Below are 16,749 nucleotides of genomic sequence, written 5' to 3'. Positions count from 1 at the left end.
ACTTTATTTATTTCTCCTTTCCTATTTAATTAGCACATTGGAATTGATACTTCTTCAGTAGCACCGCCACCGCCACTTGATGAATATTCTGATTCTAAAGCTACAAGGTCAGCATAGTTTTCGATTGACATATACTGGTCTTCTTTTAAGTAGTTAGTTACAACTTCTCTAGCTGCTTTTACATAGTTTTCAACGTCTGTGTTTGAATATTCTTCAACTGTTTTTCTTGCATCTGCAACTTTAGCTGCTTTTATTGCAAGTCTAGCGTATTCTATTTTTGCTTTGTCGAATTCTACTGTGTTTGATATCTTTTCTTCTAGCCCTAATTCTGGATCAAGAGAATTATAGTAGAAAACTGCACGATCTATTCTTTCTTTACATTCATCTGTATAAGCTACTTCACCTATGTTTGATATTGCATCTTCTGTTCTTGATACAGAGCATTTAGCTGAAACTATTGAAAGTACAAAGAACACAACAACAGATGCAAATAATAATTTTGTCGATTTTTTCATTAGTTAGCCTCCTTTATTTCTTCCTCTGTATTGAATATTTCGTCATCAAGAAGATCTGTTTTTCTTGCGACTATTGTTGCTGTAACATTAGCTGTAACAACGTTTAATAATGTACGAGCCATGTCTGACATGTTGTTTATAGGCATTAAAAGAACAACTGCTGCTATTGGTAAATCAACCGCACTGAATAACGCAACCGCAGATACAACACCTATACCTGGAACCCCAGCACTACCCATAGCTAATATAAGTGCCATGAATCCAAGAATTAAATAATCTCCAAATCCCCAGTTCATTCCTGTAGCATTCATGTAGAATATTGCTAGTAAAACTGGCCATACACTTGTACATCCTGGCATACCTATTGTAGTACCTAGTGGTGCTGTAAAGTTGGCAACTTCTTCATCTACCCCTACTTTTTTAACTAATCTATCTATAGTTATTGGAAGTGAACCAACACTACTCTGTGTAGTAAATGCTGTAACCTGAGCATCGAAAGTCTTTTTGAAGAATTCTAATGGATTTACTTTTGCTACGAATTTTAAAAGTAATCCGTTGAATATATAAGTCTGGAAGAAACATACTCCGAATATAGCAACTAATAATAATAATAACTGAACAACAGCATCCTTATCGCTGAATAACCGGCTTGCAGATGTTGCCATTAAGCATAATACTGCAAATGGTGTACAGTCTATTATGTATGATAATATACGGAATATTATTTTCTTTATTGCTTCTACAAGATTTTTGAAGCTTGATAATGTTTCTTCTCCTTCTTCAGAAGATATACTAACGTAAGCCACTGCTACAGATACCGCCATAACTATTATTGCTACGACATTATCTTCAGATAAATCTTTTATTACGTTTGTTGGGAATAATCCAAGTAAAACTTCATTTAATGAAGTTCCCATGTCTTTATATGCGTTTACAGTAGTATCAGTAACGGCTGCTATATCAGCAAATACAGCTCCTCCACCTTTACCAATTCCTGTAATTACACCAACTAACATAGTTACTACTATAGCTCCAACAGCTGATAATAATAACCAAACTACTGATTTAACACCGATATTTTTCATTTTTTCTTTATCGTTTAGTGTGATAAATCCTGAAATTACTGAAATTAAAACAACTGGCGCAACTAGTGCTGTTATTAGATTTACATAAACCTGACCGATTAAATCTAACCATACTAGATACGTGTTCCCCTCTGATGCGAATACTATACCTATTACTCCACCCATTACCATACTTATTAGTATGACAAATGTCCAGTTTACCTTATATGATATTTTTACAAGGGCTTTGAATAAAAGTAATGTAATAGATAATACTAAAAGTGAAATCCAATTCACGCTTGCTATTACGTCTATCATTTTTCAACCTCCTTTATTTTATGTCTTTGTTTTATGTTTTCTCTTAAAAAATGACTTTTTCATTATAACTTCAAACTAAAACTTTTTCAAATAGATTTCATCTATTTTCTTAATTTTGCATAGTTTTTACTAGTTATCGTTTTTATAAATTAACACTTGCATTTTTAGTTTAAACATATACAAAAATTTATTTTATATTCATTAGTTTTTCTTATGTTTAATATAAGTATTTTCAGTATATCAAATATATAATCCATTTATTTTAGAATATTTTTTTATTTTTTTAATTTTGCATGAGTAATTATTTATACATGCAAATTTCTGTTTTTATATATAGAAAAAATCTATATATGTATAGATTTTATTTGAATTAAGGGTTAATTTTATGTAAATTTAACAAAAAAATCATCTTTATTTTTGACTATTTTCGCCACACTATGAATTTTAATTTAATATTTTTGTAAAAAAATAATCCCCTTCCCGGTATACCTATCTACCGAGAAGAGGCTTATATCAAAAGTCTTTTTGGGTTTCTATTTGTTTAGATACTTTATATAGTATCTTTTACTTCTTATTATATATTTTTACTATGCTGCTTCTTTATTTTTGAATAGTTTGTCGTTTATTCTATCTACTATAACTGCTATTGCGTTATCTCCAGATACGTTACATGCTGTTCCGAAGCTGTCCTGAGTTAAGTATAAGGCTATCATTAATGATGCTAATCCACCTTCTGATGGTATACCAACCATTGGTAAGAATGGAAGAGCTGACATTATTGCTCCACCTGGTGCTCCTGGAGCTGCAACCATTGCTACACCTAGCATTGCTATATATGGGAATAATACATTGAATCCATGAGGCATATTATTCATCATAAGAACTGCTGTTGTGAAGCAAGTGATTGAAATCATTGATCCTGATAAGTGTATTGTTGCACATAGAGGAACAACGAATTCTCTTATCTGTTTAGAAACACCGTTCTTTTCTGCACATTCTACGTTTACTGGTATTGTAGCTGCTGAAGACTGAGTTCCTATTGCTGTTAAGTAACCAGGTACCTGATTTTTTAACATTGTGAAAGGATTTTTCTTTCCTATTGCACCTGCAAATGAGAACTGTCCTATTAAGTATATGAAGTGTAGAGGTATTACTGTTACGAATACTTTCCAGAATACTCCAAGTATACTCCAAACCTGTCCTGCATAAGCTATATTAGCAAATGTACCAGCTATGTATAGTGGTAATAAAGGTATTATTATTGTTGATAATGTTGCTGTTACTATATCCTGGAAATCATTGAAGAATTTATAAAGAACATCGCCTTTACCTTTGTTTCTTAATGAAGATATTCCAAGCCCCATCATAAATGCAAATACTATTGCAGCTGTTACATCTATCATAGGTTCTAGTGGTATTGAGAATATTGCACTTAACTGACCTGCACTTGGGTCACCTATCTGACTTGCTACTTCTGCGTTTATGAATTTAGGGAATAATGTTGATGCTACTATAAATGCTATTGTTCCAGCTACTAAAGTTGAGCCGTATGCTATTCCTGTAGTTATTCCTAATAATTTACCAGCACCTGTTGCTAGGTCTGCTATACCTGCTGTTACGAATCCGATTATTATAAATGGTATTACGAATGATAAGAATGCAGAGAATAATCCACTTATTGTTACTAACACCTGTATTACTGGTGCTGGACAGTATGTTCCGATTATGATACCTACTATAATCCCCATGATCAGTTTAGGGACTAGACCAATTTTTTTCTTTTTCTTTTCTTCTGCCATTGTTTTGTCCTCCTGATTATATTTTTAGGCTTTATTTTAATCACTACTGAATTTTAAATATTACCAATATAATTTCTAAATATAAATTTTCCCGTTTAAGACTTAATTGATTTAAATATTTTTTATATCTTAATTCAGTTGTGAATAAAAAACGTTTTCTGATTTTGTACGCTTTATTGTATCACGTTTTAAATAACTATGAAATAGTTTTCATAAATTTTTCTTATAAATTTTTCTTATACACCTATAAAAAAAATCGAACTATATAACTCATAACCATTGAAATCACATAGTTCGATTTGTTTTTTTATATACAAAGATTTAGTTTGAACAATAATTTTAAATTATCAAAAAAATTATTTTATTTCATTATTATTAAATTTATTATATTTAAATTAAGTTTTATTGTATTAACTGTATCATTCTATATTTATTTTTATAAATTTTAATCTATTAATCTTGTTATTATTTTATCCTAATCACATATTTTATTAATAATTAAGCTTCTTTAGCTTTGAAGAATTTGTCATTTATTCTATCTATTATAACTGCTATTGCATTATCTCCAGATACATTACAAGCTGTTCCAAAACTATCCTGAGTTAAGTATAGCGCTATCATTAATGATGCTAATCCACCATCAGAAGGTATACCAACCATTGGTAAGAATGGAAGTGCTGACATTATTGCCCCACCTGGTGCTCCAGGAGCTGCAACCATTGCTATACCTAACATTGCTATAAATGGGAATATAACACCTGGATTATGAGGCATGTTATTCATCATTAAAACTGCTGTTGTGAAGCAAGTGATTGAAATCATTGAGCCTGATAGATGTATTGTCGCACATAGAGGAACAACAAATTCTCTTATCTGTTTAGAAACTCCATTTTTTTCTGCACATCCAACATTTACTGGTATTGTAGCTGCTGAAGACTGAGTTCCTACTGCTGTTAAGTAACCAGGTATCTGATTTTTTAACATTGTAAATGGATTTTTCTTTCCTATAGCACCTGCTATACTGAACTGACATAATAAGTATATTAAGTGTAGAGGTATTACTGTTAAATATACTTTCCAGAATATTCCAAGTATATTCCAAACCTGTCCTGCATAAGCTATATTAGCAAATGTTCCAGCTATGTATAGTGGTAGTAAAGGTATTATTACTGTTGATAGAGTTGCTGTTACTATATCCTGGAAATCATTGAAGAATTTGAAAAGTACTTCACCTTTTCCATGATTTCTAAGATATGATATCCCAAGCCCCATCATAAATGCAAATACTATAGCTGCTGTTACATCTACCATAGGTTCTAGTGGTATTGAGAATATTGCACTTAACTGACCTGCACTTGGATCTCCTATTTTATCTGATACTGCTGATGTTATGAATTTAGGGAATAATGTTGATGCCACTGTAAATGCTAAAGTACCTGCTATTAAAGTTGAACCGTAAGCTATTCCTGTAGTTATTCCTAATAATTTACCAGCACCTGTTGCTAGGTCTGCTATACCTGCTGTTACAAATCCGATTATTATAAATGGTATTATAAATGATAAGAATGCTGAGAATAATCCACTTATTGTTACTAACACCTGTATTACTGGTGCTGGGCAATAAGACCCAATTACGATACCTACTATAATCCCTATAATCAGTTTAGGGACTAGACCTAATTTTTTCTTTTTGTTTTCCTCTGCCATTGCTTTGTCCTCCTATGTTTTTAATTTTTTTTAGTTTTTTAGCTTTGGTATTTTATTAAAATTCATTTTTGAATTATAATCTAATCAAAACAAATTTTAAAAATAAAAAACCGAGCTTAAATATAGTTTCACTTCCTGAAACAATACAGCTCGGTTTAATTTCGTATTTAAGTAATTCGATTTTTGATTGTATTTATAATAATTTTATTCCTGCTTTTTCACAGTCGTTGATTTGATCTTCAGGCCATATTCCAACCTGCACTTCACCTATATGTGCTTTTCTTAAATAATACATACAGATTCTAGACTGACCTATACCACCACCTACTGTGTATGGTAATTCACCGTTTAAAAGCATTTTATGATAATCAAGTTCTCTTCTATCGTCACATCCAGCTAATCTAAGCTGTCTGTCTAAACTCTCTTCATCAACCCTAATACCCATAGATGATAATTCTATAGCCTCATCTAAGATAGGATTGTAGAATAGAATGTCTCCATTTAATTCCCAATCATCATAGTCAGGACTTCTTCCATCGTGTTTTTCTCCATTTGAAAGAACTTTCCCAATCTGCATTATAAACACAGCTCCATGTTCCTTTACTGCCTCATTTTCTCTTCCTTTAGCATCTAGTCCAGGATATTTGTCTAAAAGCTCCTGAGATGTTATGAATGTTATCTCTTCTGGAAGTATTTCTGGTATATGAGGGTATAAAGAACACACGAATACTTCTGTATCTTTAAATACTCTATAAAGCTTTTCTACTGTATCTTTAAGTGTTTCTATACTTCTATCCTCTTTATTTATAACTAATTCCCAGTCCCACTGGTCTACGTATAAGGAGTGTAAATTATCAAGTTCTTCATCTTTTCTTATAGCATTCATGTCGGTGTATAATCCGGAACCTGCTGAGAATCCATATCTTTTTAATGCCATTCTTTTCCATTTTGCAAGAGACTGAACTATCTCTGCATTTTTATTATTTAAACAAGGTACGTTAAAATTAACAGCCTTTTCTACACCGTTTAAGTTATCATTCATTCCCGTTTCTGGTAAAACGAAAAGTGGTGACGATACTCTGGATAAGTTAAGCTCTCTGCTTAATCTTAACTCAAAATAGTCTTTTAATTTTTTTATTGCTATCTGCGTTTCCATTATATCTAATTTATCTTTATAATCTTTTGGTAACTTTAATCCCATAATTTATACTCCTCCTAATTGTTGCACGTTTGTATCTTTTTGATTTCTTGATATAATAAACTTTAATTTTTCATTTGTCAAGAAATTAGACAATTTTCTGATTTTTTTATTGTTCTTTAATCATTACTTTTTTATTATTAATTAAAGAAGAAATACTTTTTCTCACTTAATTTAATCTATATATCTATTGATTCTCATTTAATTTTTATTTTTTTAATTTTTATTTTTTTGAATATAATCTTTCAACAATAACTGTAAAATATCAAAAAATAACTATTTACTAGAATTATCATAATTTTTTTAAATCATATAATATAAAATAAAAAAGCTATCATCTAAATTAAAAAACTATTTCACATAAATTAAAAAGCTATCACAAAACTTTTTAATAACTAAAAAATATTGTAATAGCTTCCTCAAAATTAATTATTTTCCATAAATTTTACAGTATCTTCCATATTTGCATAAGATGCTAAAGCACCCTGTTTCTGAGTAGTTAAAGCTCCGTATGCATTGGCAAATTTTACCGCATCATAAATAAACTCTTCTGGTAATTCTTCAAGATTTCCATCAAAGTCTGCAGTTTTATATAATAAAGCTGCTATAAACGAATCCCCTGCTCCAGTAGTATCTACAGCATCTACTTTGTATCCATCATGTTTTGCCATAGCATTCTTAGTATAAACTTCTGCTCCCTCAGCACCTTTTGTGTATACTACAATCTTGCATTTATCTAGCGCAAATAAATCTTCTAAAGCATCTTCTATTTTCTGCTCTCCTGTTATAAATTCTAACTCTTCATCAGAAATTTTTATAATATCTGCATAAGGTAAAAATTCTTTGACAGCAGATTTTAAATCAGCTTCATTTTCCCAAAGAGAAAATCTTAAATTTGGATCAAAGCTTATAATCATTCCCTTTTCAGAAGCCTTTTTTATAAGTTCGACATGAGTATTTTTCATAGGACTTTCTTTTAACGAAACACTGCAAAAATGAAGTATTTCACAGTCATCTAGTACATTTTCATCTAACTCTGAAAAATCTAATGATAAGTCAGAGCAATTTCTTCTGTAAAACATGAAATCTCTATTTCCATCTGCAGCAAGTGAAACGAATGCAAGAGATGTATCCGCATCATCAGTTCTTATTACAGAATCTGTTTCTATCCCAACTTCTCTAAGAGTTTCCTCAATATAATCTCCAAACGCGTCGTTACCTAGTTTAGTTATCATTTTCGCATTTCCACCAAGTTTACAAAATGCACCCGCAACATTTGCTGGAGCTCCACCTGCAACTCTTTTAAACGTAACAACATCTTTTAATCTCTGTCCTTTTTCCATAGGCACAAAATCTATAAGTGCCTCTCCAACTGCACACAACTTTTTCATATCAAAATTCCCTTTCTTTAAAATCGAAATCGACTAATTTTAAATTTAAATTTTTAATTCATCAAAATCTAAAAGTTTTAACACTTAAAATTCATCAATTCCAAATACTATTTTTTTCATATCGTACATACAAACTTTTGCTAATCCGTCTAGTTTTTCAAATCCAATTTTTTGAGCACCATCTGTGTATGCTCTAGTTGTAAACACAATTTCTCCATTGTTTATAAATATCTCAAACGCAGATGTATCAGAGTATACGTCTATATTTCTTATCTCGTCGCAGTAAGCATATCTAACATCTCTACCACATCCACTTTTTCCCATATTTAACTCAATTAAACCTTTAGATTTATCAAAAGATAAACTTACATCATTTCTTAAATTTAATTTAAACTCATTGCATTTTTCAAACTCAGCACACAATTCAAAAGAAAGATTTTCCACTTCTAAATCTTTAAATTCCTCAGCTGCAAATGTACGATTATTTCCTCTCAAGGCTTTTATTTCCTCAACTGGTCTCTGATATATTATACCATTTTTTAATATTAATTCTCTAGGCATTGTAAGTGCGTGTTGCCAACCATTTTCAGTAGTTCTATTAGTGTAGTCTGCATCTGGAATTCCCATCCAACCTACAAGGATTCTTCTTCCTGATTCATCTTCAAAAGTCTGAGGTGCATAGAAGTCAAATCCGTAATCAAATAGTCTAAACCTAGATAATTTAACGTTTTTAGATTCTAAATCTCCACTCATTATAAAATATCCATTTTGGTGAACATTTTTGTATATGTATCCTTCTTCTGGAACTCCCTGTGGGCAAGTAACAAGCACAGTTTCACCATTTAAATCGAATAAATCTGGGCACTCCCACATATATCCAAATTTTTCATCGCTATATATTATAGTGTGGCATTCCCAATCTTTTAAATCATTCCCTTTTAAAACTAGGACACACCCTGTACTATTATCATCTCTAGCACCTAAAACCATATAATCTACACCGTTCTTTGGATAAACTTTAGGATCTCTTACATGTAAACTCAACTTAGATGGAAAATCTGTGTTTGTCATTATTAATTCCTTCTCACTAAAATTAAATCCATCCTCGCTGCTACAAGCTATTAGATTCTGCTCTCTACCTGTCATTATATAATCGTAGTCACCATCTAAATGCTTAACATTTCCTGTGTAGAAATAATTTATCTTTCCATTTCTAACTACAGCACTTCCAGAATAAACCCCATTTTGATCATATCTATAGTCAGGATATAAAACAGGCTCGTGCTCCTGATATTTAACAAAATCCTCTGTAGTTATGTGTCCCCATAATTTCAATTTTCCATTTATATCAAACGGAGAATATTGGTAATAAATATGGTAAACCCCATTAAACTGGCATAACCCATTTGGATCATTTACCCAACCACTAGTAGGCATTATATGATAATTCAATCTATCCTTATCATTTGCTGCCAATTCTCTAAGTCCTTTATTCTCTTCCCAAACTTCTCTAAATTCTTCTATGTTCATTTCAATCTCTCCAATTTTTTAGTCTTTCTATTTTTTATCATTCCTAATTCTTTAGTCTTAATAATTTTTTAGTCTTAATAATTTTTATAATTTTTAAATACTCTGTTATTTCTTCAAACATTACATATTCTATTCAAATATTATATCTTCAGTACTACATTCGCCCTGTTTTTTAAGCTCTAAATCTTTTTCAGATCCAGTTATAACCATAAGAACTTCTGATGAATAACCTGATTTTTCTACAAAATTCTTATCAAAGCTTATTAATAAATCGCCTTTTTTAACCTTCTGCATTGATTCAAGATTAGTATCAAATCCATTTCCTTCTAGTTTTACAGTGTCTATTCCGCAGTGAATTAATATTTCTGCTCCAGCATCGCTTTTTATACCGCATGCATGTCCTGTTGGGAATGTAAACACAACTTCTCCATCTACTGGTGAATAAACATTTCCGTCATGTTCAGTTATTACAACACCATCTCCCATAGCTTTTGATGAAAATGCTTCATCTGATGAATTTTCTATATCTTTTACAACACCGTTCATTGGGCTGTATATTTTTTCTTCTTTCACTTCTTCTATTCCATTTGCTTCAAGCATTTTTTCCGCTGCATCCTCTTCTTCTGCAACTTCTTTTGCCTTTCCATTTTTAATTGCGTCTCTCTTAGCAAGTATAAAGGTTAATCCAAATGCAACTACAAACGATATTATTCCACCTATTGCAAAGAATCCCCAGTTCTGAATTGGTATTGATATAAATCCTGGTATTCCTGCAGCTCCCTGTGCTATTGCTAATACGTGGAATGCCGCTAAAAATGCACTACCGCAAGCTGTTCCTATTATAGCTGCTATGAATGGATATCTAAGTTTTAAAGTAACACCAAACATCGCTGGCTCAGTTATTCCAAGTAATGCTGATATACCTGCTGCACTACAAACTGATTTCATTTTTTCGTTTTTAGTTATCCAAAGTACAGCTAAAACTGCAGCACCTTGAGCTATGTTGTTCATTGACGCTGTTGGGAATATAAAACTTCCTCCAGTAGTCGCTTTAGCTGCTATAAGCTGAGTTTCTACTGCTATAAAACTGTGGTGCATACCTGTCATTGTTATAGGTGCATATAATAAACCAAATAATCCTCCACCTACAAAGCCTAAAGTGTTGTACATCCAGCTAAGCCCATCTGCTAAGTAATCTCCAGCACTTCTCATTATAGGTCCTATGAATAAGAATGTTACAAATCCTGTGATTAATGTTGTTAATAGAGGAGTTGTTAAATTATCTAACCAACTAGGAGTTATTTTGTGTAATCTTTTTTCTATAGTCGACATTATCCAAGCTACAGCTAAAACTGGAAGAACTGTTCCCTGATATCCAGCCATAGCTATATGTAGACCAAATATATCCCAATATGGAATTTCTGTTGCAGTTCCAACTGCATAAGCATTTAATAATTCTGGATGAACCATTATCATCCCCATTGCAGCTCCTAAATATGGATTACCGCCGAATTTTTTACTAGCTGAGAATCCAAGTAATACCGGTAAAAATGTAAATGCTGCATTTGAGAATAGATTTATCATTGATGCCATTCCAGCAAACTGAGGATATAAATCTATAATTGATTTGCCACCTGCAAAAAATGCCGCAGTAAGTACATTGTAAAGTCCCATCATTAACCCACCTGCAACTATTGCTGGTATTATTGGAACAAATATATCACTTAGTCCTTTAACTGCTCTCTGTAGAAAATTTCCTTCCTGTTTAACTTCTTCATCTTCTTTTGAATTTTTATTTTCACTATTTAAATTCGCCTGTTTAATTACTTCTTCGCAAACAAGATTTACTACACCTGATCCCAATATTATCTGATACTGGCCATTTGTGTAGAATGTTCCCTTTACTGCATCGATTTCTTCAAGACCTTTTTCATCTACAATATTTTTATCTTTTAATACTAATCTTAATCTAGTTGCACAGTGCTGTGCTGATTTTATATTTTCTTTACCACCTACACAAGAGATTATATCTCTCGCTACAACTGAATAATTCATAAATCGTTTTCCTCCTGTTCATAATTAAAAATGGTACCGATTTCATATTTACAACTTTATTATAGTACCGGTTCCACTTTCTTGTCAACAAAATCTTTAAAATTTTTTAAACTTATTTTTCAACAAAAAAATATCCGAGAATTTGTATTTATTTTACAAATCTCGGATAAATATATTCTAAATTTTAATTCATATCAGACACAGATTCACCCTCTATAAATTTAGCTTCGACACTCTGTATTTTTTCAACATCTTCTTTTTTTATCATTTTTAAAATTGTTTCTGTTGCAATTTTGCCCAATTTTTCAGAGTCAAATTTTATAGTTGTAAGTCTTGGTTTTAGAAGGTTGCTCGTTTCATACCCACCAAATCCGCATATAGACACATCTTCTGGAATAGAAAGACCTAATTCTTCTATTACTTTCATCACTGCCACAGCCTGTTTATCTGTACTGCATACAACTGCATCTATATTTCTTACACCATCTTTAAAATATTCCTTGGCGCAATCATACGTTCTGTGATGTGAAAAATTACTCTCAAGTATATCTACGCTATCTACATTAGATTCTTTTAAAGCATCTAATATTCCACTTCTTCTCTTCACTCCAACAGCTATATCTTTTTCATTTACACTAACTACGAGTACGTTTTTATGTCCTTTATCAGCTACATATTTTCCCATTCTATAGCCTGCATCGTAATCGTTATTTATTATAGACACTCCATTTTCATACTCCTGCTCTAGTACAAGAAGTGGAACATCTACACTGCCAATTACTTTTTTAAGTTCGTCGGTCATACTTATCGCACTCAAAATAATCGCATCTACCCTAAGTCTCTGTAGATTTTCAATATTTTCTATCTCAAGGTTATGATCATGTGCTGTGTTCATAATAAGCATAGTATATCCTGCTGCTCGTAGTTCCTCATCTAAAGACATAAGAACTCTAGACGTAACTGTAGAATCTAAGCAAGGAACAACAACACCTATTATTTTTGTCTCCTTTGCTTTTAAACTTTGAGCAAACGTATTAGGTTTATAGTTGTACTCCTCTATAACTACCCTTATTTTTTCTTTTGTCTCCTCTTTTACATAGCCCCCATTAAAATATCTGGATACAGTACTTTTCCCTACACCAGCTATTTTAGCTATATCCGCCATGGTAAGCTGTTTTTTCATACTACTCTCCTCTTTTCAGTATATCTCTTTAATATATAACCTGGTCTATAGATACTATCTTAACATTTGGGTATCCTTCTTCAGAGGCATTAAATGCCGCTGTAAGACCTTCTTTTTCATATATACTCTTTTCTATGAAATATGAGTTGTAAGCCTTTTTAACATCCATTTCGTTTTCTATAATTGCTATTGCAGTATCGGCTGCAGCATATATAGTAAACATCCTATTAGGCATGATTATACCTCCAAGCCTTCCATTCATCTCATACTTCAAGCTTCCATCACTTATGTATTTTGTAAATCCTCTGTAGTTACCATTATCAAGAGTTTTTCTAAATACTCTATAAAAATCTCCCATCTGATTTACCATACAACCGTCGCTAGTTTCAGCCACAGCTAAAGTATTTTTTATTGCTCTTCTAAGTATTACATCGTCCATTGTGTAGTTTGTACCATAAAGATTTATATCTTCTCCGTATTTATATATTTCTTTATTTATATCTTCACTTATAAACTTTTTAACGCTGTACTCGTCCTCTTTTGAATTTATATCCTGTACTTTTACCTTTTCAAGCACTAAATCCTGTTCTACGCATTCTGACTCTATTTCAGATATTTTCTTAGAAAGAGTTGGCTTATCTTTTAAATCTTTATCTGAATAATATAGTATAAACGCCTTTGCTCCCATTTCTTTGGCAAGCTGGACTGTATTTTTCCCATCTAAAGTAGTATCTGATATATAGCTAAGGTCTAAATTATCAGCTAATTCTTTTTCTGTAGCATTTAAATCTGCACCTAAAACTACCATATCTTTTCTAGCTTCTTTTAATTTATTTGCATAAGTAAGCATTCCTTTTTCCCTTGAAGAAAAAACAACCGCCTTTATATCTTTATCTTTTGCTAATTTATTTATAGTTTCCTCAGATTTATTTGCATTTTTCACAAAATCCTTAGGCATTACAATGTGTTTTATTTCATCATTTGTAAAACCATTTTCTTTTTTAAATTTATACATATTTGATATATAATCCGCTGATTTATAACCATCTGGATTTTCTTCTTGATCCTCTGTTACAATAGCTATTTTAGCTTCTACATCATCTTCTTTTTCTCCATCTTTTTTAGAAGAGCATCCAACAAGAGATATTGATAACATGGATATTATCAGCATTACTGAAATTATCTTTTTCATTTTTTACCTCCTAATATAATGTCGGATACATTTCAACTACTCTGAAGAAGTTGCTATCGTATCTAACTTTTGTATATTCCGCTAAAATACCAGTTTTTTCTTTTATATTTTCTGGCATTTCTTTAAATACATTGAATTCATCACCTTTTTTAGTGAATATCTTATTTGTTGTTTCTATAGCTGCCTCAACACAAAACGCCTTTTCAGGAATTTCTGTCCCAGCTAATCTGCCATCCATACCTAAAGTTTTTAGTTTTTTAGATATTATAGAGTTTATCTTTTTGTAGTCTGCTATGTCATCCTCTGCCACTTTTATACCTAGTATATCGCAGTAAAGCTCTGCACTGTTAAGAGAATGTAGTGTTGGAACCATTAGTTTATTTTTTATAGCTGCCTCTATAACAGCCTTATCCATAGATTCTCTACATCCGTATAAACTAACATCTTCTCCATATGCTTTTTTCTTATTTGTAGCATCTTTCATAATAAACTCTTGTGTAGTTTTAGAGTCGTTTTCATCCTTCATATTTGGAACTTCTACCTCTACATACTTTAATCCATTTCTGTTACATTCTCCATGTATCTCTTTTATAATTTTCCGAGATGCTATATCATTTTTAGCAAATGAGTCTACATAATTTACAAATACCTTTGTTCCCATAGCCTTTGCCATTTTTACAGCATTTACATTGTTATCTGTATCAGTCGGATTGAATCCCATACTTATATAACTATTTGTCTCAACATCATTTTGTTTTTCCTTAATCTGCATTTCTTCTATACCAGCAGCTACTGTTATAAGGGAGTCATTTTTTTCTCTTATTTTTTCAAATACAGGAAGTAGCCCCTCTTTATCCGAACAAACAATTATACACTTAACCTTTTTATTTTGTGCAAATGAAGCTATTTCATCTGTTATTTCTTCTAAATTTTTATCATAGTCTTTTGGTAAAACTATATTATTTACATTTGGATATTCATCTAAAAATCCTTTTTCAAGTTTTACAGACTCAGGTGTTATAAGCATCGTTTCCGTATATTTATCTGTAAGTGATATACCTTTTTCTTCCTCTTTTTTACCACAAGCAACCATTCCAAGTGCCATACAAAGAGAAAGAACTACTACAGTAAATTTCTTTAACATCTATTTTTCTCCTCTCTATCTCAATATACAATAATTTTCTTTTGTTATTTTTTAATATATTTGTACAATTTGCTTAACAATATACTTATTTAGTTTATCATATTTTGTCAAAAAAAACATCAAAACTTGCACTAAAAAAGGTGCTTGGAATCCCAAACACCTTTTATCTTTATAAGATTAAATTTAATCTTTATTAATCACTTTTAATTTGTGTTAATCAATCTTAATTTATTTTTATTAATTTATTTTTGTTCTTGTAAATTGATTTTTATTCTTATAAATTAATTTAATTATAGACTATAAAGTCTGCATTGAGCCTTTAGTTTTTATAAAGCTTCCTACTAAAGCTCCTACTAACCCTGGAACTATCCAACCAAGTCCAAGAGATGTAAGTGGTAATACATTTATAAATTCAAATGCACCTGTTAAAGAATTTGCTACAGATAATATACTAGCTACAAATGTGAAGTACGCAGCACCTTTAAATGTATTATCATTTTTAATCTGTTTAGTGAATATTGTAAGTACAACAAGTATTATCATAACAGGGTATATAGTCTGAAGTATTGGTATAGATATCTGTATTATCTTGTTTACACCAAATGTAGAAACAACTGCACTGAATATACATATAGCTGTAACTATTTTTTCGTAAGATAATCTTCCATCTGTTGTATCTTCAAAATATCTACCTGCAGATGATGTTAAACCGATTGATGTTGTTAAACAAGCGAATAAAACCATTATCGCTAGTAGAACTTTACCTGGTGTTCCAAATATTCCCTCAGTAGCTGCAACCACTAGAAGAGCCTGAGAAGTGTTTATATCGTGTATAGTAGACATAGTAGCTCCTAAGTAGCAAAGTCCACCATATACTATTGATAATGCTATACCTGCAACAAATCCAGATTTTATAGTCATAGATATCTGATCTTTTGTATCTTTATATCCCTTAGAAACTAAAGTATTTATCATTATACCAGCCATTGCAGATGCTCCAAGTGCATCCATTGTTAAATATCCCTGAGAAAGACCTTCACTGAATAGACTTCTGTCTATCATGTGGTCTGGACTCATAGGTCCTATTGGTGTTATAACACCTTTTATTATAAGAGCTAATAAGCTTAATAAAAGTACAGGAGTTAAGAATTTACCTATAATATCTAAAACTCTTGTAGATTTTATTGTAAGTACATAAGTAGCTACAAAGAATAATATCGAGAAAATAACAGACCCTGCAGTGCCTAATTTAGGCATAAATGGTAGAATACTCATTTCAAATGTAGTAGCTGCTGTTCTTGGTATTGCTAAGAATGGCCCTATACATAAAATTGCTGCACAACCAATAAATCTGGCCAGCTTCTTTCCACCTCTAACTAAAATTTCATCCAGTATCCCCTTGTTTTTAGCTGCAACCACTATAACTAAAAGTGCTAAACCAGCATCCCCAATTATGAATCCTAAGAATGAAATAAACCAATCTTGTCCCGAAACCAGACCTAAGTATGGTGGGAAAAGTAAGTTACCTGCCCCAAAGAATATTGAGAACAGTGCAAACCCCACGACAAATATGTCAGTTGTTTTTTTGTTCATGAATAAATCCTCCCCTTTTTAAACTTTCTGATTATTCCGTTTTTTTGACTTTATTCTATT

At 31.4% G+C, this 16,749-nt stretch carries 12 protein-coding genes; all 12 read right to left on the bottom strand.

Translation table 11 applies throughout. The features are described from left to right. Positions 1-29: 29 nt before the first annotated feature. The 12 genes from ACK2WO_RS05245 to brnQ all read right to left on the bottom strand — a co-directional run bounded on the left by ACK2WO_RS05245 (position 30) and on the right by brnQ (position 16,689). Positions 30-515, bottom strand: a complete 486-nt coding sequence (locus ACK2WO_RS05245; protein WP_178411815.1) for a hypothetical protein — start codon at positions 513-515, stop codon at positions 30-32. After that, complete coding sequence (locus ACK2WO_RS05240) at positions 515-1,897, bottom strand: dicarboxylate/amino acid:cation symporter (protein ID WP_414698627.1); 1,383 nt, start codon at positions 1,895-1,897, stop codon at positions 515-517. The genes ACK2WO_RS05245 and ACK2WO_RS05240 overlap by 1 nt, the downstream gene beginning before the upstream one ends. 587 nt (positions 1,898-2,484) lie before the next feature. Then, complete coding sequence (locus ACK2WO_RS05235) at positions 2,485-3,696, bottom strand: dicarboxylate/amino acid:cation symporter (protein ID WP_414698626.1); 1,212 nt, start codon at positions 3,694-3,696, stop codon at positions 2,485-2,487. A 498-nt stretch (positions 3,697-4,194) separates the two neighbouring features. Continuing rightward, positions 4,195-5,403, bottom strand: coding sequence for a dicarboxylate/amino acid:cation symporter (locus tag ACK2WO_RS05230; protein WP_414698625.1), 1,209 nt, complete (start codon positions 5,401-5,403; stop codon positions 4,195-4,197). Positions 5,404-5,596: 193 nt separating this feature from the next. Beyond that, entirely contained in the window at positions 5,597-6,604 is a 1,008-nt protein-coding gene (asnA, locus tag ACK2WO_RS05225) for an aspartate--ammonia ligase (protein ID WP_414698624.1), read from the bottom strand. 422 nt (positions 6,605-7,026) lie between these two features. Next, positions 7,027-7,992, bottom strand: coding sequence for a carbohydrate kinase family protein (locus tag ACK2WO_RS05220; protein WP_414698623.1), 966 nt, complete (start codon positions 7,990-7,992; stop codon positions 7,027-7,029). An 84-nt stretch (positions 7,993-8,076) separates the two neighbouring features. Further along, positions 8,077-9,522, bottom strand: a complete 1,446-nt coding sequence (locus tag ACK2WO_RS05215) for a glycoside hydrolase family 32 protein (protein WP_414698622.1) — start codon at positions 9,520-9,522, stop codon at positions 8,077-8,079. Positions 9,523-9,651: 129 nt separating this feature from the next. Then, the gene (locus tag ACK2WO_RS05210; protein WP_414698621.1) at positions 9,652-11,577 is read right to left on the bottom strand and encodes a sucrose-specific PTS transporter subunit IIBC; all 1,926 of its coding nucleotides are present in this window, start codon (positions 11,575-11,577) and stop codon (positions 9,652-9,654) included. Between the two features lie 184 nt (positions 11,578-11,761). After that, positions 11,762-12,760, bottom strand: a complete 999-nt coding sequence (locus ACK2WO_RS05205; RefSeq protein WP_414698620.1) for a LacI family DNA-binding transcriptional regulator — start codon at positions 12,758-12,760, stop codon at positions 11,762-11,764. A 28-nt stretch (positions 12,761-12,788) separates the two neighbouring features. Further along, positions 12,789-13,952, bottom strand: a complete 1,164-nt coding sequence (locus ACK2WO_RS05200; protein ID WP_414698619.1) for a DUF3798 domain-containing protein — start codon at positions 13,950-13,952, stop codon at positions 12,789-12,791. A gap of 10 nt (positions 13,953-13,962) precedes the next feature. Next, positions 13,963-15,096, bottom strand: a complete 1,134-nt coding sequence (locus tag ACK2WO_RS05195) for a DUF3798 domain-containing protein (RefSeq protein ID WP_414698618.1) — start codon at positions 15,094-15,096, stop codon at positions 13,963-13,965. Between the two features lie 297 nt (positions 15,097-15,393). After that, positions 15,394-16,689: a branched-chain amino acid transport system II carrier protein gene (brnQ, locus tag ACK2WO_RS05190; RefSeq protein WP_414698617.1), complete on the bottom strand. Its 1,296-nt coding sequence runs from the start codon at positions 16,687-16,689 to the stop codon at positions 15,394-15,396. Between the last annotated feature and the right edge of the window lie 60 nt (positions 16,690-16,749).

Origin of the sequence: Peptacetobacter sp. AB845 (assembly GCF_047528295.1) — a bacterium.
Lineage (GTDB): Bacteria > Bacillota > Clostridia > Peptostreptococcales > Peptostreptococcaceae > Peptacetobacter.
The sequence above is the reverse complement of the archived record's forward strand: the minus strand, read 5'-3'. Positions and strand labels throughout refer to the sequence as shown.

Coding starts and splice junctions, on each gene's coding strand:
- ACK2WO_RS05245 (WP_178411815.1), bottom strand. CDS start 515: ATGAAAAAATCGACAAAATTATTATTTGCATCTGTTGTTGTGTTCTTT.
- ACK2WO_RS05220 (WP_414698623.1), bottom strand. CDS start 7,992: ATGAAAAAGTTGTGTGCAGTTGGAGAGGCACTTATAGATTTTGTGCCT.
- ACK2WO_RS05210 (WP_414698621.1), bottom strand. CDS start 11,577: ATGAATTATTCAGTTGTAGCGAGAGATATAATCTCTTGTGTAGGTGGT.
- ACK2WO_RS05205 (WP_414698620.1), bottom strand. CDS start 12,760: ATGAAAAAACAGCTTACCATGGCGGATATAGCTAAAATAGCTGGTGTA.
- ACK2WO_RS05195 (WP_414698618.1), bottom strand. CDS start 15,096: ATGTTAAAGAAATTTACTGTAGTAGTTCTTTCTCTTTGTATGGCACTT.
- ACK2WO_RS05200 (WP_414698619.1), bottom strand. CDS start 13,952: ATGAAAAAGATAATTTCAGTAATGCTGATAATATCCATGTTATCAATA.
- ACK2WO_RS05230 (WP_414698625.1), bottom strand. CDS start 5,403: ATGGCAGAGGAAAACAAAAAGAAAAAATTAGGTCTAGTCCCTAAACTG.
- brnQ (WP_414698617.1), bottom strand. CDS start 16,689: ATGAACAAAAAAACAACTGACATATTTGTCGTGGGGTTTGCACTGTTC.
- ACK2WO_RS05240 (WP_414698627.1), bottom strand. CDS start 1,897: ATGATAGACGTAATAGCAAGCGTGAATTGGATTTCACTTTTAGTATTA.
- ACK2WO_RS05235 (WP_414698626.1), bottom strand. CDS start 3,696: ATGGCAGAAGAAAAGAAAAAGAAAAAAATTGGTCTAGTCCCTAAACTG.
- ACK2WO_RS05215 (WP_414698622.1), bottom strand. CDS start 9,522: ATGAACATAGAAGAATTTAGAGAAGTTTGGGAAGAGAATAAAGGACTT.
- asnA (WP_414698624.1), bottom strand. CDS start 6,604: ATGGGATTAAAGTTACCAAAAGATTATAAAGATAAATTAGATATAATG.